This window comes from Streptomyces sp. DvalAA-14 (genome assembly GCF_900091855.1).
Taxonomy (GTDB): domain Bacteria; phylum Actinomycetota; class Actinomycetes; order Streptomycetales; family Streptomycetaceae; genus Actinacidiphila.
The window spans coordinates 1-23,254 of the sequence record NZ_FMCH01000504.1 but is presented as its reverse complement, the minus strand read 5'-3'; the positions used below and the strand labels follow the sequence as shown (position 1 = coordinate 23,254).

General features: G+C 71.7%; 22 protein-coding genes and 3 pseudogenes. 13 read left to right on the top strand and 12 right to left on the bottom strand.

The features are described 5' to 3' along the window. Positions 1 to 152: 152 nt before the first annotated feature. Positions 153 to 631, bottom strand: a pseudogene (locus GA0115240_RS27130) (ArsI/CadI family heavy metal resistance metalloenzyme). Here GA0115240_RS27130 and GA0115240_RS38665 point away from each other — a divergent pair. Beyond that, positions 592 to 744: pseudogene (locus GA0115240_RS38665) on the top strand (ArsR/SmtB family transcription factor); the annotation flags it as partial. The pseudogenes GA0115240_RS27130 and GA0115240_RS38665 overlap by 40 nt on opposite strands. Positions 745 to 882: 138 nt before the next feature. Here GA0115240_RS38665 and GA0115240_RS27120 read toward each other — a convergent pair. The 3 genes and pseudogenes from GA0115240_RS27120 to GA0115240_RS39420 all read right to left on the bottom strand — a co-directional run. Further along, a complete protein-coding gene (locus GA0115240_RS27120) occupies positions 883 to 2,310 on the bottom strand; it encodes an MFS transporter (RefSeq protein WP_093740615.1) in 1,428 nt (475 codons plus the stop codon). Positions 2,311 to 2,722: 412 nt separating this feature from the next. Then, positions 2,723 to 4,084 carry a tetratricopeptide repeat protein gene (locus GA0115240_RS27115; protein WP_093740613.1) on the bottom strand — a complete coding sequence of 454 codons (1,362 nt, stop codon included), beginning with the start codon at positions 4,082 to 4,084 and terminating at the stop codon, positions 2,723 to 2,725. 44 nt (positions 4,085 to 4,128) lie between these two features. After that, a pseudogene (locus tag GA0115240_RS39420) lies at positions 4,129 to 4,983 on the bottom strand (helix-turn-helix domain-containing protein); the annotation flags it as partial. A 474-nt stretch (positions 4,984 to 5,457) separates the two neighbouring features. On the opposite strand from GA0115240_RS39420, the gene GA0115240_RS27100 reads away from it, so the two are divergent. Further along, positions 5,458 to 6,183, top strand: a complete 726-nt coding sequence (locus tag GA0115240_RS27100; protein WP_093740609.1) for an alpha/beta fold hydrolase — start codon at positions 5,458 to 5,460, stop codon at positions 6,181 to 6,183. 301 nt (positions 6,184 to 6,484) lie between these two features. Beyond that, on the top strand, positions 6,485 to 7,093 hold the full coding sequence (locus tag GA0115240_RS27095) for a GNAT family N-acetyltransferase (RefSeq protein ID WP_093740607.1): 609 nt from the start codon (positions 6,485 to 6,487) through the stop codon (positions 7,091 to 7,093). Between the two features lie 75 nt (positions 7,094 to 7,168). Here GA0115240_RS27095 and GA0115240_RS27090 read toward each other — a convergent pair whose 3' ends face one another. Both GA0115240_RS27090 and GA0115240_RS27085 read right to left on the bottom strand, forming a co-directional pair. Continuing rightward, positions 7,169 to 7,537 (bottom strand): ankyrin repeat domain-containing protein, encoded by a 369-nt coding sequence (locus tag GA0115240_RS27090; RefSeq protein WP_093740605.1) that lies wholly within the window; start codon positions 7,535 to 7,537, stop codon positions 7,169 to 7,171. Positions 7,538 to 7,612: 75 nt separating this feature from the next. Then, on the bottom strand, positions 7,613 to 8,008 hold the full coding sequence (locus tag GA0115240_RS27085) for a hypothetical protein (protein WP_093740603.1): 396 nt from the start codon (positions 8,006 to 8,008) through the stop codon (positions 7,613 to 7,615). Positions 8,009 to 8,055: 47 nt separating this feature from the next. On the opposite strand from GA0115240_RS27085, the gene GA0115240_RS38660 reads away from it, so the two are divergent. After that, positions 8,056 to 8,187, top strand: coding sequence for a hypothetical protein (locus tag GA0115240_RS38660; RefSeq protein ID WP_256070000.1), 132 nt, complete (start codon positions 8,056 to 8,058; stop codon positions 8,185 to 8,187). Between the two features lie 612 nt (positions 8,188 to 8,799). Here the strand turns inward: GA0115240_RS38660 and GA0115240_RS27080 are convergent. Then, positions 8,800 to 9,069, bottom strand: coding sequence for a hypothetical protein (locus GA0115240_RS27080; RefSeq protein ID WP_093740672.1), 270 nt, complete (start codon positions 9,067 to 9,069; stop codon positions 8,800 to 8,802). Positions 9,070 to 9,333: 264 nt separating this feature from the next. Between GA0115240_RS27080 and GA0115240_RS27075 the strand changes: the two genes are divergently transcribed. Further along, positions 9,334 to 10,149: a class I SAM-dependent methyltransferase gene (locus GA0115240_RS27075; protein ID WP_093740602.1), complete on the top strand. Its 816-nt coding sequence runs from the start codon at positions 9,334 to 9,336 to the stop codon at positions 10,147 to 10,149. 421 nt (positions 10,150 to 10,570) lie between these two features. Here the strand turns inward: GA0115240_RS27075 and GA0115240_RS27070 are convergent, their stop codons facing one another. The 3 genes from GA0115240_RS27070 to GA0115240_RS37715 all read right to left on the bottom strand — a co-directional run bounded on the left by GA0115240_RS27070 (position 10,571) and on the right by GA0115240_RS37715 (position 13,066). Further along, on the bottom strand, positions 10,571 to 11,026 hold the full coding sequence (locus tag GA0115240_RS27070) for a DUF6896 domain-containing protein (RefSeq protein ID WP_093740600.1): 456 nt from the start codon (positions 11,024 to 11,026) through the stop codon (positions 10,571 to 10,573). Positions 11,027 to 11,874: 848 nt separating this feature from the next. Next, positions 11,875 to 12,237 carry an STAS domain-containing protein gene (locus tag GA0115240_RS37270; RefSeq protein WP_161302488.1) on the bottom strand — a complete coding sequence of 121 codons (363 nt, stop codon included), beginning with the start codon at positions 12,235 to 12,237 and terminating at the stop codon, positions 11,875 to 11,877. Between the two features lie 406 nt (positions 12,238 to 12,643). Then, positions 12,644 to 13,066: a hypothetical protein gene (locus GA0115240_RS37715; protein WP_202451789.1), complete on the bottom strand. Its 423-nt coding sequence runs from the start codon at positions 13,064 to 13,066 to the stop codon at positions 12,644 to 12,646. A 258-nt stretch (positions 13,067 to 13,324) separates the two neighbouring features. Between GA0115240_RS37715 and GA0115240_RS27055 the strand changes: the two genes are divergently transcribed. The 3 genes from GA0115240_RS27055 to GA0115240_RS27045 all read left to right on the top strand — a co-directional run bounded on the left by GA0115240_RS27055 (position 13,325) and on the right by GA0115240_RS27045 (position 16,424). Further along, entirely contained in the window at positions 13,325 to 14,575 is a 1,251-nt protein-coding gene (locus GA0115240_RS27055) for an MFS transporter (protein ID WP_202451788.1), read from the top strand. Between the two features lie 178 nt (positions 14,576 to 14,753). Beyond that, the gene (locus GA0115240_RS27050; RefSeq protein WP_093740592.1) at positions 14,754 to 15,527 is read left to right on the top strand and encodes an isocitrate lyase/PEP mutase family protein; all 774 of its coding nucleotides are present in this window, start codon (positions 14,754 to 14,756) and stop codon (positions 15,525 to 15,527) included. 177 nt (positions 15,528 to 15,704) lie between these two features. Further along, on the top strand, positions 15,705 to 16,424 hold the full coding sequence (locus GA0115240_RS27045; protein WP_093740590.1) for a DNA-3-methyladenine glycosylase family protein: 720 nt from the start codon (positions 15,705 to 15,707) through the stop codon (positions 16,422 to 16,424). A gap of 32 nt (positions 16,425 to 16,456) precedes the next feature. Here the strand turns inward: GA0115240_RS27045 and GA0115240_RS27040 are convergent, their stop codons facing one another. Further along, a complete protein-coding gene (locus tag GA0115240_RS27040; protein WP_202451787.1) occupies positions 16,457 to 17,380 on the bottom strand; it encodes an alpha/beta hydrolase family protein in 924 nt (307 codons plus the stop codon). Positions 17,381 to 17,482: 102 nt separating this feature from the next. Here GA0115240_RS27040 and GA0115240_RS27035 point away from each other — a divergent pair, with 102 nt between their 5' ends. Both GA0115240_RS27035 and GA0115240_RS27030 read left to right on the top strand, forming a co-directional pair. Continuing rightward, entirely contained in the window at positions 17,483 to 18,052 is a 570-nt protein-coding gene (locus GA0115240_RS27035; protein ID WP_093740588.1) for a TetR/AcrR family transcriptional regulator, read from the top strand. Between the two features lie 89 nt (positions 18,053 to 18,141). Beyond that, positions 18,142 to 18,663 (top strand): ATP-binding protein, encoded by a 522-nt coding sequence (locus GA0115240_RS27030; RefSeq protein ID WP_093740586.1) that lies wholly within the window; start codon positions 18,142 to 18,144, stop codon positions 18,661 to 18,663. 277 nt (positions 18,664 to 18,940) lie between these two features. Here GA0115240_RS27030 and GA0115240_RS27025 read toward each other — a convergent pair whose 3' ends face one another. After that, a complete protein-coding gene (locus GA0115240_RS27025) occupies positions 18,941 to 19,762 on the bottom strand; it encodes a methionyl-tRNA formyltransferase (protein WP_161302484.1) in 822 nt (273 codons plus the stop codon). Between the two features lie 170 nt (positions 19,763 to 19,932). Between GA0115240_RS27025 and GA0115240_RS27020 the strand changes: the two genes are divergently transcribed. The 3 genes from GA0115240_RS27020 (at position 19,933) to GA0115240_RS27010 (ending at position 23,122) form a co-directional block, all read left to right on the top strand. Then, positions 19,933 to 20,886 (top strand): S66 peptidase family protein, encoded by a 954-nt coding sequence (locus tag GA0115240_RS27020; RefSeq protein ID WP_202451785.1) that lies wholly within the window; start codon positions 19,933 to 19,935, stop codon positions 20,884 to 20,886. A gap of 87 nt (positions 20,887 to 20,973) precedes the next feature. Next, positions 20,974 to 21,483: a hypothetical protein gene (locus GA0115240_RS27015; protein WP_093740582.1), complete on the top strand. Its 510-nt coding sequence runs from the start codon at positions 20,974 to 20,976 to the stop codon at positions 21,481 to 21,483. A 439-nt stretch (positions 21,484 to 21,922) separates the two neighbouring features. Then, positions 21,923 to 23,122: an arabinofuranosidase catalytic domain-containing protein gene (locus GA0115240_RS27010; protein ID WP_093740580.1), complete on the top strand. Its 1,200-nt coding sequence runs from the start codon at positions 21,923 to 21,925 to the stop codon at positions 23,120 to 23,122. The last annotated feature ends 132 nt before the right edge of the window (positions 23,123 to 23,254 follow it).

The following is a 23,254-nucleotide window of genomic DNA, read 5'->3' as shown; positions in this document are numbered from 1 at the left end:
TGCCCTCCTGGCGAAGCTGCTTCCGCGCGGGCGAAAGAGGTGTACCGGGAGTGGGCGTCGCTGCGTTCAATGTATTGGGCCGGGCTGCCGGCGGCGGCCTTCGTGGTCGCTGCCACCGGCCCATCTCGACTGCGGCCAGGGCGAGTTCGGAGTCAGCGGGGAATCCGCGGGCCGGCGGGTTCGGCGTCGGCGGTCCGCTCGCGGGTCCCGCAGCAGGCGTCGCCGCGGTTCGGGGCGCTGCTGCCGAGGGCGTCGGCATCGGCCTTGACGACGTAGACCTCCCAGGGCTCCTTGCCGGGGCCGGTGACCCAGACCTTGTCCTGGAGCGCGTAGCAGCAGGAGGTGTCGTTCTCCTCGACGGTGGTCAGGCCGGCGTCCTTGAGGCGGTCGGTGGCGGCGGTCACCTCCGCCGTGGTCTCCACCTCGACGCCGAGGTGGTCCAGGCGGGTCTCCTCGCCGGGGGCTCCTTCGATCAGGACGAGTTCGAGGGGCGGGGTGGCGATGGCGAAGTTCGCGTAACCCTCGCGCGCTTGGCCGGTTCGGCGCCGAACAGCCTGTTGTAGAAGGCGATTGACGCCTCCAGGTCGGCGACGCGAGGCGGGGCTGGTGGGCTCGGAGCGCCGGGGCACATGGGTGTACTACTGGATCCAGCCCGCCGCCCTCAACCGGCTCTCCGCCCTCCTGCAGGCTCCCGCCCCCGATGCGGCCCCCGGCCCGACCTCCATCCCGGGACCCTGCGGATGACCGCCCCGGTCCCGCCCCGGCGCCGGGCGACGATCGGTCTGGAAGGCCGGGCGGGCAGCCGGGCGCGTCGCCCGAAGGCCGGGACCGGGTCTGGGCCGAGGGGCGGCGAGTGACGTCGGCGGGATCAGGCGTACGCGGTCATCCGGTGGGGTGGGCGACGGTGCTGACGAGGTCGAGGGGTTTGCCGGCGGCTTCGATTCCGCCGGTGGCGGACCAGATGGCGATGGCGATGACGCCGACGGCCCAGAAGGCGATGATGAGCAGGTAGCTGGCGGTGGGGCCGATGCGTTCGGCGAGGCTGGGCAGGTAGAGGGTGCCGTAGGCGGCGCCGATGCGTCCGACGGCGACGGAGGTGCCGACGCCGACCGCGCGCAGGTGGGTGGGGAAGAGTTCGGTGAAGGTGGGGTAGGCCGCGGTCCAGGCTCCGGTGGCGAAGGCGTTGGCGACCATGAAGGCGAGCAGGACCCAGGTCTTGTTGCCGGTGTCGGTGGCCAGGGCGAGGAGTCCGACGCTGGCTCCGGCCAGGGTGTAGTAGGTGCCGATGGTGAGCCGGCGGCCGAGGCGGTCGAAGCCGGCGGTCATGGCGATGCCGCCGATGAGGGCGCCGACGTTGCCGAGGATGAAGACGAAGGGGATCTGGCCGTCGGTGTAGTGGACTTTTTCCAGCACGACGATGGACAGGACCGCGAACAGGCCGTAGAAGCCGAAGGCTTCGGACAAATCCAGTGCGCAGCCCAGGGCGAGGCGGCCGGGGTAGCGGCGGACGAGCTCTTGGAGGGCCTGGCGGGCGTTGACGGCGGGTGGTTCGGCGGCGGCCGTGGCGGCGTGGGCACGTGGATCGATGCCGGCGGCTTGTTCGAGGGTGCGGACGATGGCGTCGGCTTCTGCGAGCCGTCCTTGGGAGGCGAGCCAGCGGGGGGATTCGGGCAGGCGGCGGCGGAAGAACAGCACGATCAGGGCGACGATCCCGCCGAGGGCGAAGCCGTAGCGCCAGGAGACGGTGTCGGGCAGGGAGAAGGTGTTGAGCAGGATGTAGGCGATCAGTCCGCTGGCGATGGCGCCGATGGGCCAGAAGTTCATGACGGCCGCGGAGGCTCTCCCGCGTACCCGGGACGGCATGAACTCGGTGATGGCGGCGGTGATGATGCCGTATTCCGCGCCGACTCCGAGGCCGGTGAGGAAGCGCAGTCCGTAGAGGATGTTCAGGGTGGGGCTCAGCGCGGTGAGCATGGTGAAGGCGCTGTACCAGAGCAGGGTGAAGACGAACAGGCGTCTGCGGCCGAACGCGTCGGCGAGGCGGCCGCCGACGAGCGCGCCGAACATGATGGCGATGAGCCAGACCCAGTAGATGCGGGAGGACTGGTCGGTGCTGGCGTGGAAGTGCTTGGACAGCGGGCTGATGACATTGCCGACGAGGTTGATTTCCAGGGAGTCGAACAGCCAGCCGGCGCCGATGGCGATGAGCAGGCCGGTGTGGGCGCGGCTCCAGCGCAACCGGTCCAGGCGGGCGCCGATGCCGAGGGGACTGGCGGCGGGCAGGGTGGCGGCAGGGTCTGCTGGCGGCATGGGCTTCCTCGCGACCGTGGGTTTCAAGGGGAGCGCTCCCGTACTGCTGCGCGAGTGCCGCACGACCGGTACGCGGTCGGGTCAGGCGGCGCGTCGGCGGGGCGGGGAGAAGGTCCTGAGGTCCGGAAGTACCCCAGGAACTCGTCGTCTTGCCTCTCCGACCTTTGTACCCCTTCGGCGCCGACTCCAGCAGATCTGTTCCGAGCCGAACCGTGAGTTCGTCCAGCCCGCCCGGTCGGGGTCGGATCCACCCTCAAGTCGACCTCGACGGTCGTTCCGGCCAGCGGTGAGGTGGCGCCGGAGGCGGTGGCACCGAGCACCGTGCCACTGATCTTGCCCCAGCTGGCGGGGAGCGAGACGGTGAGGGACACCGGCAGGCTGTCCACCAGGTACGGCGTGTCCGTGCTGATGTTCAGCTCGGCCCGGTAGGGGCCGGGCTGGCCGGTCCCGGGGCCGCCGTGTCGAGTTCGGCGAGCCGGGCGCGGATCTCGGCGACTTCGGGGCTGTTCTCGTCGGGGTAGAGGGTGAGGGCGGTGGCCCAGGCGGCTCGCGCCTCGCTGCTGCGGTGCAGGCGGTGGAGGGATCGGGCCAGGTGATCGTGCACCTCGGCTTCCACTTCATCGCGGCCGGCGTTCTTGTACAGCTCCAGCGAGCGCCGATAGGAGCCGACGGCCTGCTCGAAGCGGCCGAGGTGGTGCTGGGCGTGGCCGATGCTGTCCCAGGTGCCGGCCAGGTTGACGACGTCGTCGGGGCGCAGCAGCGTCAGCGCCTGTTCGCAGGCGGCCTGGCCCTGTTCGTACTCGCCCTGCAGGATGTGGTACCAGCCGACGGCGTTCATCGCCCGGGCCTGGGCGGCGGTGTCGCCGTCGGCGCCGAAGCCGGCCACCGCCTGCCGGGCGTGGTGCAGGGCGGTGCGGTGCTCGCCCCGCTGTCCGTGCGTCCAGCTGAGCAGATTGTGGGATCGGGCGGTCTCGGTGTGCGACGCCGCGTACTCGTCCAGGACGGCGAGCAGGATCCGCTGCGCCGTCTCGTGCTGGCCCAGCCGGGTGTGGCTGGTGGCGAGCTGGCGGCGCAGTTCGGCCTGGTACCGGGGTTCCGCGCCCGCCGCGCGGGCGGCGCGCGAGGCCCGTTCGACGGCTTCGATGAGGCTGTGCCAGTGGCCGCGCACCGGCGCGTAGTCCTTGACGGTCCAGCCGAGTTGCCAGGCGTGGCCGTGCAGGCCGGCCTCCACGGCGGCGGCCTGGACGGCGAGCAGGCCGGGGAACTCGGTGGCGCGCCAGTCGGCGGCCTGCTCGGCTGTGGTGATCTCGGTGGTGACCGTGCCCTCGGTTTTCGCGGGGAGTACGAGGGGGATGAACGAGCCCAGGCCCAGCGCGTGGATGACGGTGTTCGCGGTGTGGAGGTAGTGGTCGAGGAGCCGGCGGAACGCTCCGTTGCGGGTAGCCGCGGGGTCCTGGGCGCGGGCGAGTTCGTCGGCGTAGGCGCGCAGCAGGTCGTGCAGGGTGCAGCGGCCCTCGGGAGTTTCCACGATGAGGTTGGCGTGCGCCAGTTCCCGCAGCCAGCGGCGGGTGCGAACCGGTTCGGCGCCGGCCAGGGAGGCGGCCGCGTCCAGGGATGTCTCCGGTCCCGGGTGCACGGACAGCAGCCGGAAGAGCCGGGCGGCGTCGGGCGTGAGGGCGGTGTAGGACCAGGAGAACGCGGCCCGCACGTCCACGGTGTCCGGGTCGGTGAACGCCTCCAGGCCGCCTTCCAGATCCCGCAGTTCCCGGGCCACGGCGGCGAGGGTGAGCCGGGGGCGCCGTCGAGGCGGGCGGCGACCAGTGCCACGGCCAGCGGGAGGCGTCCGCACAGCCCGACGATCTCGGCGGCGGCGGCCGGTTCCGCGGCGCAGCGCTCCGGTCCGATGCGCAGGGCCAGGGCCTGGACGGCTTCGTCCCGGCTCCACACGTCCAGGACGATGGGGATCGCCTGTTCGACCACGGACAGCCCGGTGAGCTTGTTGCGGCTGGTGACGATGGTCAGGCAGGTTTCGGTGCGGGGCAGCAGCGGGCGAACCTGGTCGCTGTCCCGCGCGTTGTCCAGGACCAGCAGGACCCGGCGGCCCGCTACCTTGGCACGGAACAGCGCCGACTTACCTTCCAGGGTGTCGGGCAGGTGCCGGGGGGCGACGCCGAGGGCGGTCAGGAAGCCGGCGAGGGCTTCGGCGGGGTCCATGACGCCGGCGGTGGGGTCGAAGCCGCGCAGGTTGACGTAGAGCTGGCCGTCGGGGAAGTCGCCGGCCAGGCGGTGGGCCCAGTGGAGGGCGAGGGTGGTCTTGCCGATGCCGGCCATGCCGCCGACGGCGCCGATCACCACGTGCTGCGGCCGGTAGCCGTCGCCTCCCATCAGCGACAAGGCCCTGTCGAGTTCGGCCCGGCGTCCGCAGAAACCCCGCAGATCCGGCGGAAGTTGGGACGGCACCCGTGCGCGGCCGGAGCGGGCGGCCTCGGTCAGGGCGGCGCTCTCGGCGGGCGGCAGGCGCAGCGCCTCGGCCAGCGCGGTCAGGGTGCGCTGCTGGGGCGAACGGCTGTGGCTGCGTTCCATGTCGCTGATGGCTCGCGCGCTGACCCCGGATGCCTGGGCCAGTTCCTCCATCGTCCACCGGGCCCGCTGCCGGAAATCGCGCAGCAGCACACCGAAAGGGCGGTTTTCCCGCACGTCATCCCCCGCCGGTCAAGAACAGCCGTGTCAGCCGCAGGATATGCACCGCCGAACGGCGGTCGCACCCCGCCCGGTACGCAGTCCGGGGCCGCGTCCCGCACAGAGCGGGAGGGTGACGCCGGATCGCCCCCGCGGGCCCCGAGCCCAAGATCCTCGACGAGGAACGGTTTCTGCGTGCGGTTCTGCATGGCTCCCGGGGGCCGCTGGCTGCTTTCCTGATCCCACCGGCCGGCCGGCTGCTGATCACCGCATCACGTCCTCTTTTCCCAGGAGTTCTGCCATGCGTGCTCCCTCCCGCCTGCTGGCGTCTCCACCCGGGTGATCGAGGACGCCGCCACCAGCACGGCCGGCTGAGCGCCGGCCGCGGCCCTGCGCGCTCGCCGCCGCACCCGGGCCCGGCGCTGTCCGGAACAGACATATCCGTCACACCTTCAAAGGAGAACAGCCATGACCGAAGTAACCACCCCCACCGTCGTCCTGGTGCACGGCGCGTTCGCCGACGCCGGCAGCTGGGCGGCCGTCACCGAGCGGCTGGTGGCCGCCGGCGTGCCGGTGCGGGCGATCGCCAACCCGCTGCGCGGCGTGGCGGTGGACGCCGCCTACGTGGCCGGCGTCATCAACCAGATCCCCGGCCCGGTGCTGGCGGTCGGACACTCCTACGGCGGCGCCATCATCACCAACGCCGTCCCGCAGACCACCAACGTCGTCGGCCTGGTCTACGTCGCGGCCTTCGCACCCGACGAGGGCGAGGCCCTGGCCGACATCGTGGCGGGCTCCAAGGACAGCGTCCTGACCTCGGCGGTCCAGCCGAGCCAGTACCCGACCGGCGGTGGGGAGAGCGCAACCGAGCTGATCATCGATCCCGCGAGGTTCCGCGCGGTCTTCACCGCTGACCTGCCGCAACTGCAGTCGGACGTGCTCGGTCTGTCCCAGCGGCCCATCGCGGCCGCCGCTTTCGAGGAGAAGAACGGCCCGGCCGCCTGGCGGAGCGACCTGCCGGTCTGGGCGGCCGTCGGAACCGCCGACCTCGCGGCGGGCAGCGACGTCGTGCGCACGATGGCCCAGCGCGCCGGAGCCGACATCACCGAGATCGAGGGCTCCCACGTCATCATGATCTCCCAGCCCGACGCCGTGACCCGCGTCATCCGCGGCGCCCTGGCCAGTCTCATCTGACCCTCCCCGGGCGACGTAACGGCCGCCCCGCCGACTCCAGGTCGGCGGGGCGGAGGGCCGGGGTCTGCCAACCTGCGGCCGACGTCCGCTGCGGCGCGGGGCGGGGGGCGGTGTCAGGCGAGGCGAGCCGCTCAGCCCAACGAAAAGGCCGAACCGGGCATCACCTCAAGTGCCGCCCTGTCGGCGGCGCTCGGTCGAGCCAATGGGCGGACACGTCATTCGCCCCGCCCCGCCGAGAAACCCGTTGCGAACGACCCGCATCGGATGTCTGATTGGGCGGCCACCGATCAGGGGAGGGAACATGACGACGTCGCTGCCCACTCCCTCGCTGCACACCGCCCGCCTTCGACTGCGTGCCTTCGAGGACGCGGATGCGAACGACCTCTTCGCTCTGCACAGCAGTGCCTACGTACTGCGCTATTGGGACGCGCCACCGTGGAGCGAACCTGTACGCGCCGAGGGGTTCATCGCGGCTTGCCGACGGATGGCGCAGGAGGGCACCGGGGCGCGGCTGGCCGTGGATCGTCTCTCCGACGGGGCGTTCATCGGCTGGTGCAGTCTGAACAGGTGGAATCCGGACTACCGCAGCGCGTCGCTCGGCTACTGCTTCGACAATGCCGCGTGGGGCCACGGCTACGCGACCGAGGCCGCGCGCGCTCTGCTGCGGTGGGCATTCGGCACGCTGGACCTCAACCGCGTCCAGGCCGAGACCGATACGCGCAACGTGGCTTCTGCCCGCGTGCTGGAGAAACTCGGCTTCGTGCGGGAGGGGACGCAGCGGGAAGACTGCGTCGTCAACGGCGAGGTCTCCGACTCGTGGGTCTACGGGCTGATCAGGCGGGAGTGGCAGCCCTTGTCCGAGCCGGTCCACCAGGAGCGGTTCCGGGCCGCGGCACCACCGGGGGTCTGACGACGGCTCAGGCTGCCATGGGCCATCCCCTGTACTGCTTTGGCCCCGGCCGGGCCGTGGTGTCAGCCAACCGCTTCAGTCGCCGGCCGCGGTGGTCGCGGTGCACCGCGGACTGATCCCGTGCGCGTTCACCAGGCTGGGATCGGCACCGGCCTCCAGCAGCACCCGAATCATCGAACCGTCCCCACGACAGCAGAACACGGCCCTCCACAACGGCGTATTGCCCTGCCGATCCACCGCGTCGACGGATGCACCAGCGCCCAGAAGCACCTCGGCCGCATCGAGATCCTGAGCCTGCGCGGCAAAATGCAGTGGCGTCCAGCCAGAAGCATCAACCGCCCCCGGGTCTGCCCCGCTCGCCAGCAGCACGCTCAGTCCGGCCGCATCCCCGTCAACAACGGCATAGTGCACCGCCGTCCGCCCCAGCCGATCCCCAACCGTCATACCAACCGCCCTCGCTCGGCTTGACGAAACACACCGGGGACCCCCGCGCGGGATGCGGCAGAGGCGCCGCCGCGGTCAGAGATGGATGTCGCGGAGCGTCGCGGCGGCCAGCCGGGCGGCGGGTGCGGAGCGTTCCGTGTCGATCGTAACGGCGTCGGGGTCAGCGTCGGCGAGGGTGACCGCGGCGGGGAATTGCAGGCCCGCGGCGATCCGGGCGCAGCGTAGGTGGCTCGGCGGATGGGAGTCGGACGGGCTGTGGCCGCGTAGCGCGCTGACCCGGCGCAGGCGGTCCCGTTCGTTGGCCGTGACGCTTCTGCCGTGGTCGCCGAGCCGCTGCCACAGTCCGTCCGCGACGGCCTTCGCGGTGGCGCCTCGGTTGCCGGTGCGGGCGAGGACGGCTTGGCGGCGCAGCTCCCTACCGAGGGCCTTCGTGGCCGGGGCGGCGAGCAGGTAGCACTGAACCCGCTCCACGGGGGAAAACGTCCGGCGTGACAGATACAGCGCGGCATCCACTCGCCGTGAGTGGACGCGGCCGGGGCCTCGGCCAGTACGTCCACTCCACCCACGGGGCACTCGTGTGCGTCCTGGTGTTTCTCCTGCTCCTGCTGGCGATGTATCTCTACGCCCTCTACTGCCGGCGGAAGCGATGAACCGCCAACTCACGTCCACAGAACGACGGTCGGCGCGCTCACGGCTTCCCGCGACCGTCAGCCGGTCCGTTCGGACGTCGGCCACACGCCGACTGCCAGGTGTGCAAGCGGGTCGCGGAGGAAGCCGCCGGCGGGTCGACGGAACTGCCGCAGCGGCAGGCCAGGGTGGGAATGGGCTGAGGCGTCCGCGCCGGCGCCGCGCGGGCGACGAGGACCGCGAGCCAAGGCAGCGAGCACGGCCGGCTCCCGGCCCTCCTGGCCGCCGCCGACTCCCCCGCCCGACGTACCGGCCACCCTCGGCGAGCCGACCGACGGGCAGCCGTACGAGCAGGTGCCCACCGAGCCGCAAGGCGCTCCGGCCCGGAAGGTCGAACAGCCCGTCCGCTTCCGACCCGAGATCGGCCCCGCCCGGAACGCGCGTCGCGCCGGCACCGCGCGGTGCACGAAATCCCCCGGCCTGCAGACCCTCGAGCAGGCCCGTGCTGGACCTGGGCACCCCCGCGCCCCGCCCCGCTCTCCCGCCGGACCGGCCTGCGCTGCCCCGACGCGGAGTAGCCCGGCCCCGGCGAGGCGGAATCGGCCGGACCGCACGGACCGGCCGGGACAAGAGGGTCAGGGGCTGTCAGCGTCCCACTCCCAGAACGACGGGTCGCCCGCGCGGGGCCGATACCACGCTCTTCCGCCGGGACCGTACGCGCCGATCTCGGTCATGAGCCCGGCGCCGCCGGTCCGCTCGGAATCGCTCCAGCCGGTCACGTCCAGCAGCAGCCCGTCCAGGGCCCCGCCCACGAGTTCGGCGTATTCGTGGCCGAGCCGCGGCCCGGGGTCCGGGTCGTCGTGGTCGGTTCCGTACACCCGCCGCTGCATCCACCTGGCATCCATGAACACCAGCCTTCCAGCCACCACCGACACCCGGGGTGCTGCGCGGCACGGCCGCTCGGCACCGGCCCCGGCCGGTCTCCCGGCGCGCGGTCATTCTGTACGCGGTCAGCACGCAGGCGGCCCCGCGATCCGAGGCCGTGGCAGTCCCGATCCGGCTGCGACGGCACGCCGTCCACGACCGGCCGCGGTACTTCGGCGGCGGCCCGTGACGAAGCGCGGTCAGTAAGGTGGCCGCCGGCGGATCAGCAAGTCGAAGGGGGGCTCATGGCTCCGGAGGACGACGCCGGCACGGCTCGTGGCAGGGTCTTCGGTGAGGTGGCCGAACTCTACGATGCCGCCCGTCCCGGCTACTCGGACGCGATGGTCACGGAGGTGCTGGCGTATGCGGCACTCGGAGACCGTGCGGCAGTGGAAGTCGGCGCGGGTACCGGCAAGGCCACCGTGCCGTTCGCCGCGCGGGGGATCCCGCTGGTGTGCGTCGAGCCCGACGCGCGCATGGCCGAGGTGCTGCGACGCAACACCGCCGGGTATCCGAACGTCCGGGTCGAGGTCGGCGACTTCGAGCAGTGGCAGTCCGGCGGGCGGCGGTACGGTTTGCTGCTCGCCGCCTCCTCCTGGCACTTCGTGGACCACGACCGGCGCTGGGACCTGGTCCACGCCGCGCTCGCACCCGGCGGGGCCGTAGCGCTGGTCCGAAACCCGCACGGGATACACGACGCCGGACTGCGCGCCGAACTCGCCGCCATCGGCGACCGCCACGGGGTCACCGGGTCGCCGCACCGCTTCCTGGCCTCCGACATCGGCGGCGGCGAGCCCGGGAGTTGGGATCAGGCCTGGCCGGACGCCGAGTGCCGCCGCGACGGCCGCTTCAGCGACCGGCGTTCGGTGCGGTTCCAGGAGAATCTGCGGTACGACACCGACCGCTACCTCGGCTACCTCACTTCGCTGTCCGCCTACCGCAACCTGCCCTCCCCACGCCGTGAAGCCGCCCTCGCCGAAGCCGGCCGCCTGCTCGACGCCCACGGCGGCGGAATCGATCTGCTCCAGGCCACCGACGTCTTCCTCGCCCGCGCCCGCTGAGACCCCCACGCGGGAAGAACCCGGCACATCGCCGGCCGCCCGGCGCAGCCAGAGCGCCCACGCGTGCTGCGGGGCCGGGAGATCCCTTCTCCGGGTCGGGGTGCGCTGGCTGCTTCGCAGGGGCCGGCGGCCCGGTCCCTGCCGTCGCGGGTGTCGGCGGTACTTGGCGTAGCGGTAGCCGCGGTCGGCGGACATGCGCTCGGGCTTGCTGCGCGGACATCCCCGAACCCCCACACTCGGGGGATCGCGTCCAGCAGCGGATCGCCGGCGTCACGTCATGTCGTTCGGCACGAAGTTGAGTTTGGCGTCGGGGCCGGACACACCGGCTTCGGTCCGGTCCCGCTGTCGGCGCCGTGCGGCCACTCCTGAGCGGCCCGACGCGGGCGTGGGTGCGTCCTGTCGGGCTGCACGCTCCCGGCCGTCATGCCCGGCCTCGCGCCGAAGCCCCGGCTTCAGCCACGCTGAACCACCCCGGCCGCACCTCGACCAGCGGTGGCTTCAGCGACTCCACCGCGGACCGCAGGTCCTCCTCAGTGGGGTCATGGGGCTCAGGCAAACTCCGCCCGTAGCAGCGCAGCCGCCAGAAATCGAAGATCTCCCTGCCGTCGGCTGCGAAGTCCACGTCGATCTCGGTGCCGTTGTCGGTGATGAAGAGGCAGCCAGCTCCGTGAACCCGGTAGGAGTAGGCGCCGATTTCACCGCTCCCGCTGATGATCCGGTGCGAACGGACCAGGCCGAGCACGTCGGCCAGCCGTTCGAGCGGGGTGATGGCCGCTCGCACGGCCACACCGACCGCGTGGAGATCGTCGATGTAACCGATCACAAGATCACGCTCTGTCACCACGTGCGGTCCTTCCGAAGCCGAACTCCGTGCCATGGGGCCTCAGTCGCTCGGGATCCGCTGTGCCACCGACGTTGCTGCCGCCTGCCGCACCGGAAGGCTCCAGTAGCCGTACGGTGCTGCGGATGTAGCTTACGAGCCGGTGGGCGGCGTCTGCCATGTGTCGGTGGTCGACCTCGAAGCGCCAGGTGGCCGGGCAGCGGCGCCCCGTGGCCCCTGCGCTCCCCGCCGGCACCCCCGGCCGCTTTCCGGGGACTCGCACGGAAGCCGCCGCGCGGCCGCCTGTAGCAAAGCTGTGGCCTCGCGACCTAGGCTGCGGACCAAGACCGTGCCAAGACCCTGCCGGCCCGAAGCTGATGTGGTGGTGAACCGGGGGCAGGCTCCGTAGTGAGACGCGACCGGTCCGCCCCCTGCCGGTAGTCCAGCAAGGTGGAAGGACGGTGACCAGTGGTGGTTGAACGATTCCTCGCGGTGTCCACGGCCCCGGGCGAGGTGCGGCGGGCCCGGACCTGGGCCAGTGAGCAGGTGTCGGGCTTCGCGTGGCCGACGCGCTGGCGCCCGGACGACGCGGCGGTCGCCCTGCTGGTGTCGGAACTGGTGACCAACGCCCTGCGGTACGCGGGTGGCGTGGTGGGCTTGACGCTGATCTTCGACGCGCGGCGCCTGCGGATCATGGTCCGGGACGACTCCCGTGCCCAGCCCGTTCCGTCGCCGCGGGCGGCCGGTGGGCGGGGACTGGTGATCGTGGACCGGCTGGCCGGATCGTGGGGCGTGGTGCCCTACCTCGGCGGCAAGCAGGTGTGGGCCGACCTCGCCGCGGCAGGCGCCCTGCCGGCGCCCGCGCCGGCCGCCGGATCACGGCCGACCGGCCTGCGGGGCGCCGCTCAGGGCTGCTTGAGCTGCTCGGGGGTGATCACCGGGAACAGGGCGAGCGCGCCGGTCAGGCTCAGCAGGTGGTGGACGCTGCTGCTCGGTGCGAGCAGACGCACGCTTCCGCCCTGTTCCAGGGCGGTCAGCCGGGTCTGGACGAGCAGGCTGAGGAAGGTGGAGTCCGCGAAGGCCACACCGGCCAGGTTGAAGACCAGATGGGGATGGTGACGCAGCGCGCGGTCCACCGCGTCCTGCAGCAGGGTGAGGCCGTCCAGGTCGGCCTCACCGGTGACAGTGACGACACTCGGCTCTCCCAGGGCGCAGGTCACCGCCAGCAGTGGTCCGCGCCGGGACGCGGAACCGGCGGAAGAGTCCATGAACGCTCCAGAGTCGAACAGTTGTCGGTCTGGCAAGCCTGACACGGGAAGGCCGGCGGGCGTGCGCCTGAACGGTAACGGTCGGATCCCATCAGTGCGGCGCCGATGGCCGGCGCGGTCCGCCCCGAAGCCACACGATCGATGATCGGGGCGACCCCGAGCCAGGGGCGGGCTCCGGGTCCGGATCCGCCACGACCAGGGCTCAAGCGCTAGGTGGTCGGTCGGCTCAGCCGACCCACTGGTGTCCCGGCGCCCCTGGTCCTGTCGTCGGCGCCGCCTGCGCTGTCCTGGCATCGGCCCAGCATCACTGGATCACACCGCCGCGGCAAGACGACCTTCCGTGCAGCGGAACGGCGGCGGGCTTCTTCTCGGCTCGGCCGCCCCCACCGGGGACATCCGGTGGGGCTCATCCCAGGTGGCTCCGGGTGAATTCCAGGATCTGGGCGACTTTGGCCCGGTACTGCGGGTCCTGCGAGAAGCCGCCACTGACGGGGGCACCGATCTTGAAGGGCCGGCCGTGGTTCTTGTAAGCCATCAGGCACTGACCGGACTTGGGGTCGAGCTTCACCTCGCGCACCTCCGCCCAGGTCAGATGGTTCCGGAAGATGCCCCGCCGGGAGCGTATGCCGTCCTCGTCGAACTGCCCGTACGAGCCGAACATCACCAGGAAGTAGACCACCAGCAAGATGAGGGCGATCAGTGCGACGGGAATGGCGAAGCCGACACCTCCGAGTGCGGCCGCCCCGCCGGCGACCGCCAGCATGACGCCGGCCCCGATGACCGGGGCCCAGTTCTGCGCCGGGGGAAGAGTGAAACGCAGTGTGGTCACGAGAGTTACCAGCTTTCCGGAGGTGACATTCGCGGAACGGCAGCCTACAAGTGGCACGTTGCCGCGCCCCGGGCGGCCGTGACGCCCGCCGATGCCGCGTGGGTGCGCCGGCGGCCTGTGGTCCGGCTCCCGGTTTCGGGCCAGCCGCAGTCCAAACACAAGGCCCGTCCCCGCCATGAGACAACGAACACTGTTGCTGTTCGTTATGTTCAAAGATACGGTGTGGCCTCCTGTGACCCGATCCCCCGGGAGCCTGCCTTGTCATCCGTACCGGCCGATGTCGCGGCCGCTCCGTCCGCACTGCGGTCGGTGTGGAACTCGCCGCTGCACCGCGGCGCGACCGTCGCGCTGTTCCTGTCCGGGCTGGGCACGTCTGCCGCTGCACCGCAGATCACCTTGTTCCTCGTCGACGACCTGCATGTCTCGTTGGCCACGGCCGGCCTGTACTACCTCACGAGCATCACCGCCCCTGTCGCCGGATACTTCATCGGCGCCCGCTCGGACCGTACGGGCCGACGGTTGGGGCTCTTCCGGCTGTGCGCCCTGGCGGGATTTCTCGGCTGGTCCGCCATGGCGCTGGCACACCAGGTGTGGATGCCCTTCGTGATCAGCGCCGTGGTGCTGGCGTTCTCCGGTGCCGCCGGCTCGCAGCTGTTCGCCGCGGTGCATGACGATCTGCAGGCCGCCGGCAGCTCAGTGGGCGACGAGGTCGTCTCGGTCGTGCGCATGGCGCTGACGGCCGGCTGGATCGTCGGCCCGGTCGCCGGCTCGCTGCTGGCGACCGCCGCCGGTCCGCGGGCGATGCTCCTGGCCACCGGGGTGTGCACTCTCGCGCAGATCGTCCCCATGGGCTTCGCGCGTGAACGCCGTGGCGGATCGCGTGCCGAGCCGACAGCCGTGTCCGAAGCGGAACCACCGGCCGAACGCCCCGGGCGGCGCCTGGGGAGGCGGGCCGTGCTGCCCCTGCTGACGTTCACCGGGCTGTACGTGCTGGTCTACGCCGGCGAGCCGATCAAGTACGGCTATCTGACGATCTACATGCACAACGACCTGCACCTCCCGACGGCGGTCAGTGGCGCGGTGATCGGCATCCAGCCGCTGATCGAGCTGATCCTGATGCCGGTGGCCGTGGTGGTCGCCCGCCGGATCGGGATGATGCGCCTGATGGTGTTCGGCGCCGCCTTCGGCGTCTGCGCGAACCTCTGCTTCGCCCTGACCGGCAGCGCGATCGGCATGTTCGCCGGGCAGATCTTCATGGGCGGGGTGTGGGGCGTGTTCGCGGCCCTGGGAATCATCGTCGCCCAACGCCTGCTGCCCCAAGCCGTCGCGACCGCCTCGGCCGTCTTCATGAGCTCGACCGCGATCGCCAGCGCGCTGGGCGGACTCACCGGCAGCCTCGGCGTGGGGCTGCTCGGACTGCCGCATGTGTTCTTCGCGCCCGCTGTGTACGGCCTGGTGGCGACCGCCGGCATCGCGGCCATGAGCCGTTCACCGCACGCCGTAGGTTGACGCACGTGCCGAGGGTGAGCGCTGACCGCCGCTCTCGACGCGCTTCCACGGCGCCGACTCGGGCCCAGGTGATCGGGCCGACCGGTGCGACGCGGGGCGGACGTGGAGCGACGGGGCGCGCCCCTAAACTCGGACATATAACGCAAACCATTCACAGGTCGCCGAAGGAGAACGCGCCATGACGTTCCACGAACTGCACCACCGGGATGCTCCGCTGGTCCTGCCCAACGCCTGGGACGTGCCGTCGGCACTGGCCTTCGTCGATGCCGGCTTCGAGGCGATCGGCACCACCAGTTTCGGCGTCGCCTCCGGCCTCGGCCGCCCGGACGGGGCGCGTGCCAGCAAGGACGCCAACCTGGCGCTGGCCCGACAGCTCGCCCGGCTGCCGGCCTTCATCAGCGTGGACGTGGAGGACGGCTATGCCGACAACCCCCGCGATGTCGCCGCCTACATCGCCCGGCTGGACGTGGCCGGCATCAACATCGAGGACAGCACCGCGGAAAGGCTCATCGCTCCGCAGGCCCACGCGGCCAAAATCGCCGCCGTCAAGGAACTGTCACCGGACCTGTTCGTCAACGCCCGTGTGGACACCTACTGGCTCAACCAGGACGCCGGCCTCGAAGCGACACTGCACCGCGCGAACGCCTACGTCGAAGCCGGCGCGGACGGGATCTTCGTCCCCGGCGCGAGCGACCCGGCCGTCCTGCGGGAACTGACCGCGAACATCCCGGTACCGCTGAACGTCCTCGTCATCCCCGACCTCACTGTCGCCGACCTCGGACGGCTCGGAGTACGCCGGATCAGCACCGGCTCCCTCCCCTACCGGGCCGCGATCCACGCCGCCACGCACGCGGCCACCGCCGTCCGCGATGGCAACCCGGACCTCCCCGCCGCCACCCCCTACCCGGACCTGCAACGCCGCCTGACCGACTACGACCGCACCCCGCACTGACCCGACCGACGGACCGCCAGGGGCAGCAGACCCCGCCTCGGACCCCGGACCCCGGACCTCGGACCTCGGAACCCGGACCTCGGAACCCGGCGGCAGCGGGACGGGCGGCGCCTGCCGAACGACACCCGCCGCGCTGCCACGTCCCGTAACGGGCCACGGCCAGAAAGGGCACCGCTCATGACCGCCACCGCCACCGCCGCCCACGCCTACCTCGCCGACAGCGAACCGGTGTTCGCCCGGCTGATCGATACCTACGGGCCGCAGAACCCGTTCGCGTGGCACGACGGAGGCCGCACCGGCTCCAGCCGGTTCGCCGCCATGGTCCTGCACATCGTCGGACAGCGGACCTCCGCTCTCGCCGGCTTCACCCTGTTCGACCGCATCGCCGACGCCACCGGAGGCATCCCTTCCGCCGAGGGTGTGCTGGGGCTGGGAGCCGACCGACTGCGCGGATTCGGCCTGCCGCAGACGAAGACCCAGTGCCTTCTCGACTTCGCCCACGCACAGACCACCGGCAGCATCGACGTCGAGGCCATGGACAAGGACGACGACACAACCGTGCTCGAAGCCCTCACCGCGATCCGCGGCATCGGCCGCTGGTCCGCCCAGGCATTCCTGATGCGCCAACTCCACCGCCCGGACGTCCTGCCGCCGGAAGACATGGGGATCCGCCAAGCCGTCGCCCAGGAGTGGCGCCGCGCGCAGCCGCCCACGGCCGGCGAGGTGCGAAGCGCCGCTGAGGCGTGGTCCCCGTACCGCAGTTACGCGTCCGCGCTGCTGTGGCGGTCCCTCAAACCGGTGGGCGAGCTGTCCGATCCCAAGGCGCGGGCCCTGGAGCATCTCGCCCAGCAGACCGGGACGCCCGAGGCCAGGAGGGCGCGCCGGGCGCGGCCCTGACGATCCCCTGACCCCCTCTCAGGCGCGCGGGGTCACTTGCCGCGGATGCTCCAGGCGCTGTCCTCGGCGGTGGCGCCCCGCAGGGCGGCCCAGGCGGCGCCGTCGAGCCCGAAGGCGTCCAGCAGGTAGGCGGAGATCGCGTCCGCGACCAGGGCGACACGGGCCGGGTCCTCATCGGTGGTCTCGGCGACCTTCTCGCCGGCGACGCCGCCGAGCGTGTGCTCGCCCTCGGTGACGGTGAGCAGGCTCTTGGGCGCCGGGCTGAGACGGTAGGCGTCGGTGAACCAGTCCGGTCCGCGGGTGGACAGCGCCGACTGGTCCTTGCCACCGGCGACGACCAGGGCCGGGGTGGTCATGGTGGAATAGTCCGGCTTCATGAACGGCAGGTGGGCGGCTGCGAACGGCGTGAGGGTCTCGCCGGTTCCGGTCGCCGCGATCAGTGCGCCGGCCGTGACCGCGGGGTGGGAGAAGTCCTCTCCCGGCACGCCGTCGGCGTCCACGACGCGCGCGCCGAGGAGTGCGCCGACGCTCTGGGCGCCCCAGGAGTGCCCGACAGCGGCGATCCGGCCGGGTCCGATCCGGGCGTCCAGGCCGCCGGCCCGGGCCAGTATCCCGTCCAGGTTGTCGAGGACCGCGTGGAGGTCGGTGATGCGTACGCGCCAGATGGTGCCGAAGCGCGGGTCGTCGAATCCGATGCCGTTGCGGCGGGAGTCCAGGTGGGTCGGCTGCACGACCGCGAACCCGGCGGCCGCCCACCGGTCGACGAGGGGTTCGTAGCCGTCCAGCGACCATCCGTTGCCGTGGGAGAACACGATGACCGGCAGGTCTTCGCCCGACACCGGGGCGGTGACCTTGACCTGCAGCTCGGTGCCGCGGCCGGATGTGGGGACGGTGACGGGCTTGACCGCGGTGATCTGCCGGCCGAGCCGGGTGGTGGGCACAGTGACAGTGGGCATGGTGACCTCGGCTTCTCTGGGGTTGGCGGTTCTGCCACAATGGAGCGGAACGCCGTTCCGCCAGCTTAGCGGAACATTGTTCCGCGAACAAAGGAGAACGTTGTGCCGGAACCGTCCGGGACGCGCCGAGCGGGAGTGCAGCGCAACCGTGAGGCTCTGCTGTCAGCGGCAGCGGCCGTGTTCGTGGACCAGGGAGTGCAGGCGCCCATCCGCGACATCGCCGGACGCGCCGGCGTCGGCCTCGGGACCGTCTACCGGCATTTCCCCACCCGGGCGGATCTCGTCACCGCCGTGTACCGGCACCAGGTCGACGCGTGCGCCGCACTCGCGCCGGAGCTGCTGCGAGAGCAGCGCTCCCCCGCCGCGGCGCTGACACGGTGGATCGACGCATTCGTGGAGTTCCTGGTCACCAAGCACGGCCTCGGCGCCGCGCTGCGGTCCGAGGACCCGAGCCTGCAGAATCTGCACACGCTCATGCTCGACAAACTGGTGCCCGCGTGCGCGACGCTGATCGACGCCGGCGCGGCGGCCGGCGAACTCGACCCGGACCTCGACGCGTACACGCTGCTGCGAGCCGTGGGGAATCTGTGCATCCTCGGCGGCGACTACGACCGCGCCGACGCGCAGCAGATGGTCGCCCGCCTGCTCGCGGGCTGCCGCCGGACACCGTAGCCGCGGCGGCGGCCGAAAACGCCGAAGCGCCGTACCGGATTCCTCCTGCCGGCGCTTCCGCGGCCTGCAGGGCGCTAGCGTTGGGTCCCGTGATCGTATGGCTCAATGGCACCCATGGCGCGGGCAAGACGACGACCAGCGCTCTCGTACAGCAACTGATCCCGGATTCACGGGTGTTCGACGCCGAGAAGGTCGGCGAGACACTCATGGACATCAGCCCGGGGCTGCCCCGGACGACCAACTTCCAGCACTGGCCGCCGTGGCGGCCGCTCGTCGTCGAGACCGCCCGCCACGTGCTCGACTACACCGGCGGCACTCTGGTGATGCCGATGACCGTCCTGGTCGAGGAGTACTGGCGCGAGATCAGCACGGGCCTCGCCCACCATGCCATCCCGGTACGGCACTTCGTCCTGCACGCCGACCAGGACACCCTCCGCAGGCGGATCGAGGGGGACACCGATCTCGGCCCTTCCTCGTTCCGTCTCGAATACCTCGAGCCCTACGCCGAGGCGGCCCGCACCTGGCTGCACGCGGCGGCCGAGGTCATCGACACCGCGCACGTCACGCCTGCCGAAGTCGCCCTGCGGATCGCCGAGGCCGTCAAGAGCTGAGGTCCGCCCGCGGATCTCGGCCACCGGTGAGCGCCTCCCGCTGACCTACCGCTGACCTCCCGGGGCAGGCAGGGCGGTGCCGGGCGGTGGCTGCGCGCCGCTAGGCCGTGTCTGACAAATAGCGCCGTCCGCCCGCAGGGCGGGGCCCCGCGGCGTCTGGTGCGTGCGATCGCAAGGCGGAGGGTCGTCCTCGTAGTGGGCTACTCGGACGACCCCGACAACGCAGCGAGCGCGCGTGCCAGGCGTCGCGGGGCAGGCGGGATTTGTCAGACACGGCCTAGGAGGCGACCAGGCGAACCGCGTGGTCGGCCGCCTGCACGGTCCACCCGTCGGTGTGCCGGGTCAGGACCGTTCCCGGGGATTCCCCGCCGCCGGACGCCGCCACCCGTGCCTGCCGGATCGTGCCCTCGTAGTCGGGGAGCCGTACCACCGCGCGGGGGGTCAGCAGATTCAGGGCCGCCACCTTGCGGCAGATCACCGCGGCCGGCTCGGTGAAGTCGACCGAGCATTCCGCCGCGGTGAAGGCGGGGGCGTAGGAGGCGCGCGCGGGGTCCTGGGGTGTGCCCGGCTCCCCGGCGAGGGCTTTGGCGGTGCCCTCTTCGATGACCTCGGCGAACATGGCCAGCCACCCCGCCAGCAGCGCCGGTCCGCTCGGATCGTCGGGCAGCGGCCGCTCGCGCTGGCTCAGGACGGCGCCCGTGTCGAACTCGGCTTCGGTCCGGTGGAGGGTTGCCCCGATGGTCTCGGCTCCCTCGTAGACGAGCCGCATCGGGTTGGGGCCCCGGCCGGCCGGGAGCACCGAGGGGTGCAGATTCAGCGCGCCGTAGGTCGGGATGTCAAGGATCTCCTGCGGGATCAGGCGGGAGAAGGCCGCGGATATCACCAGATCGGGGGCCAGCGCGGCGATCACCGGCGCGACAACCGTCCGGAGCTTTCCGCTGATCAGCAGACTGGCACCCTTTCCGAGGCCGCCCACCAGGTCGGCGTCGCCGTAGCGGCCGTCGGTGCTGCCCGAGGGCGTCACGACCAGGACGATCTGGTGGCCGTGCCGCCCCGCCCAGGTCTCAAAAAGCTGGTAATTCGGCAGATAGGACGTCAAGAGGACTATACGCGCATTGGTACGAGGCATAACGCTACTGTGCCATGCCGCCGCACACTGCCCTATAGCCACCCAGCCGGCCGGCCAGCCACCCAGCCGGCCGGCTGCCCCGACGCCGGCGACCTCGGCGGGCTGCGTTGCGGGCCGAGCCGCCGTGCGACCATCGCACCATGGATGTCCCGGCCCGCCCGCCCATGCTGCGGGCCCCCCGACTGCGACCCGGCGACCGGGTACGCGTCGTCTCGCCGTCCAGCCCGCCCCGGCGTGCGGATGTGGAGCGGGGCGTGGCGGCGCTCGCGTCATGGGGGCTGCGGGTGGAGCTGGGACAGCACGTATTCGACCAGTGGGGACCGATGGCCGGCCGGGACGAGGACCGCCTGGCCGATCTGAACGCGGCGTTCGCCGATCCCGGTGTGCGGGCGGTGTTCGCCGCCCGGGGCGGGGCGGGTGCCTATCGGATCGCCGACCGGCTGGACACCCGGGCCGTACGCCGGGACCCGAAACCCCTGATCGGTTTCAGCGACTGCACCCACCTGCATCTCGCCTTGTGGCGGCGTTGCGGCCTGGCCACCCTGCACGGCCCGTATCTGACCCACGGGAACGACGTGCTGGACGAGGACACCGTGCGGCGGCTGCGGCAGGCACTCACCGCCCCGCAGGCGGTCACACTGCGCCGGGACCCGGGCGAGGCCACCGCCGCCGTCGGCGTCGGCGGGACGGCGCACGGCATCCTGCTCGGCGGCCTGCTCACCGCGCTCAGCACCGAAGCCGGCGCCGGCCTGCCCCGGCTGGACGGGGCGATCCTGTTCCTGGAACACCCCCTCGGCCAACTGCGCCTGGTCGACCGGGCGCTGACCCAACTGGCCCGCAGCGGCGCCCTGCAAGGACTGCGCGGTGTGGCGCTGGGCCAGTTCACCGGCTTCGCGCACGACGCGGCCACAGCGCACGACGGCGGCTGGGATGTCACCGACGTCCTGCGGGACCATTTCGGCGACCTCGGCATCCCCGTGCTCGGCGGCCTGCCCATCGGCCACGGCGACCACCCGCCGACACTGCCGCTGGGCACCTGGGCGACCCTCGACAGCGCAGCCGGCACCCTCACCGTGCAGCCGGCCCTGAGCTGAGCACCCGTGGCGCCGATTCGGCTGCGCGGCCGGTGAAAACCTGGAGACTTGGAACCGTCGGGCACGAGCGGCGTCGGGGGGACGGCGATGGAGAGACATCTGCACCACGAGCTGATGGGCGTCTGCTCGGCGGTGTGCGCCGCCGTTGTCAGTGCGGCGGTGGCGTTCGGTGTTCGCGGACTTCCCACGCTGACGTGGAAGTGGGAGTTCACGTGGCCAGCGGCCGGCCTCGTCCTCCTCGTGCTGGCGGCCGAGATCCCCATCGAGAAGCGCGCGTTCGACTCGGCGGTCGCCCTTGACGACCCCGGCGCGGTCCTGCCTGCCGACGACGCCCTGCGCCATCACCTTTTCGACGGCAGGTTCCTGGCTACCCTGCTCGTGCCGACCCTGATCGGCTCCCTGGTCTGGGAGCCGTGGGTGTCCCTGTGGCCGTTGTCGCTCGTGGCGGGCTGGATGTGCAACGCCGCCTACACCGCCTCTTGGGAGCGCAGGCACGGCTTGCTCCTGTGGCGCGGCCGGGTCGAGGCGCAGCCGCTCGGCAAGGGGCAGCTGTACTACTCCTCGGTCCGCCCGCCCGCGGCCGTCCCGAGCACGTAGGGCACGGGACGGGCCGCGGGTTGTCCTCCCCCGGGCCGGGTGCATGAAGGCCGCCAGCAAGCCCCGCCGACGGCTGCGTGATCGGACCTTTCGACCGCTGTCCAAGGGAACGCAACGGCGTTTTCCAGGCCCATACTCCTTGATCCGGACGTATTTCCTTCAGACGTCGGATCCCTTGACGCCCCCGGGGCGCAGGAGTTGAATCGCCACGCACTGACGCCCCTGTCTTGCGCGGACCGGGTGCGGGGCCTGTGCCCGCCGGCTGCGCCCGCTCTCCCGCGCCCGGCACCTGCGTTCCCGACGGTGTGCGGTCGGTCGCCGCGCGGGGTGTCCGGTGCGTACCTGGCCGCGGGGGCCCGACGCGCCGCACCCGCCGGCCGCCGAACCGCCGCGCGTGCCCAGTTCTCCACCCGACCGACCGGCCATGACGGAGATGTGTATGTCCTTTCTGATCGCAATTCGGCGGCGTGCGTGGCGGGCCGCCGCGTGCGTGCTGATGGTGCTCGCCGTGATCGCGTCCGCAGCGGCCGCGACCTCCACCGCGGCCACCGCCGCGGCGCCGACGCTGCCGTGCGACATCTACGCCGCCGGCGGTACGCCGTGCGCGGCGGCGTACAGCACCACCCGGGCCCTGTTCGCGGCCTACAACGGGCCGCTGTACCAGATCCAGCGGGCCTCGGACGGCAGCCATCTGAACATCGGCCTGGCGGCCGCCGGCGGGGTGGTCGACTCCGCACCGCAGGTCTCGTTCTGCTCCGGGACGACCTGCACCATCTCCGAGCTGTACGACCAGACCGCCAACGGCAACCACATGCCGGTCTCGCCGGGCACGTCGTGTTCCGGTTGCTCGGGCGGGATCCCGGGCCCCGGTCCGAACGGGTCGGACATCGGCACGCCCGCCATGGCGCTGCCGGTGACGGTCGGCGGCCGGCCGGCCTTCGGGGCGCTGTTCAACGCGCAGGGGATGGGATATCGCATCAACAACGCCAAGAACGTGCCGACCGGCTCGCAGCCCGAGGGCATCTACATGCTGACCTCGTCGAACATCACGAGCAACGGCTGCTGTTTCGACTTCGGCTCGGCCGAGGCCAATGACACCGACGACGGCAACGCCACCATGAACGCCATCTACTACGGCACCGACTGCTGGACGAAGAACTGCAGCGGACCCGGTCCCTGGGTGGGCGGCGACCTCGAGAACGGCATGTTCTTCAGCGACACCGGCGCCAATCCGTCGACGATCCCCGGGGAGTACGGCTCCTTCCTCTCCGCGTGGGAGAAGAACAACGGCACGACCAACTTCGCCCTGAAATACGGCAACGGGCAGCGAGGCGGCCTGACCCAGTCCTATTCGGGACCCTTGCCGCCCGGTGGCTACAACCCGATGAAGGTACAGAACTCCATCGAGTTGGGCACCGGCGGGGACAACAGCATCTGGGGCAACGGAGAGTTCTTCGAAGGCGCGGTCACGACCGGCTATCCGTCGGACGCCACGGAGAACGCGGTGCAGGCGAGCCTGGTCACGGCCGGATACGCCGACAATGTCACCGGCGTGCCGACGACCGCTTCCGTGGTCAGCCTGAAAGCCCACGCCAACGGGACTACGTCGACGCGGCGAACACCGGGGCCTCCGCGCTGATCGCCGACTCGGCCACGAACGGCAAGAACGAGACGTTCGACCTGATCACCAATCCTGATGGGACGGTCAGCCTGCGGGCCCACGCCAACAGTCGGATCGTCACCGCCGGAACGTCCCCGCTGATCGCGAGCA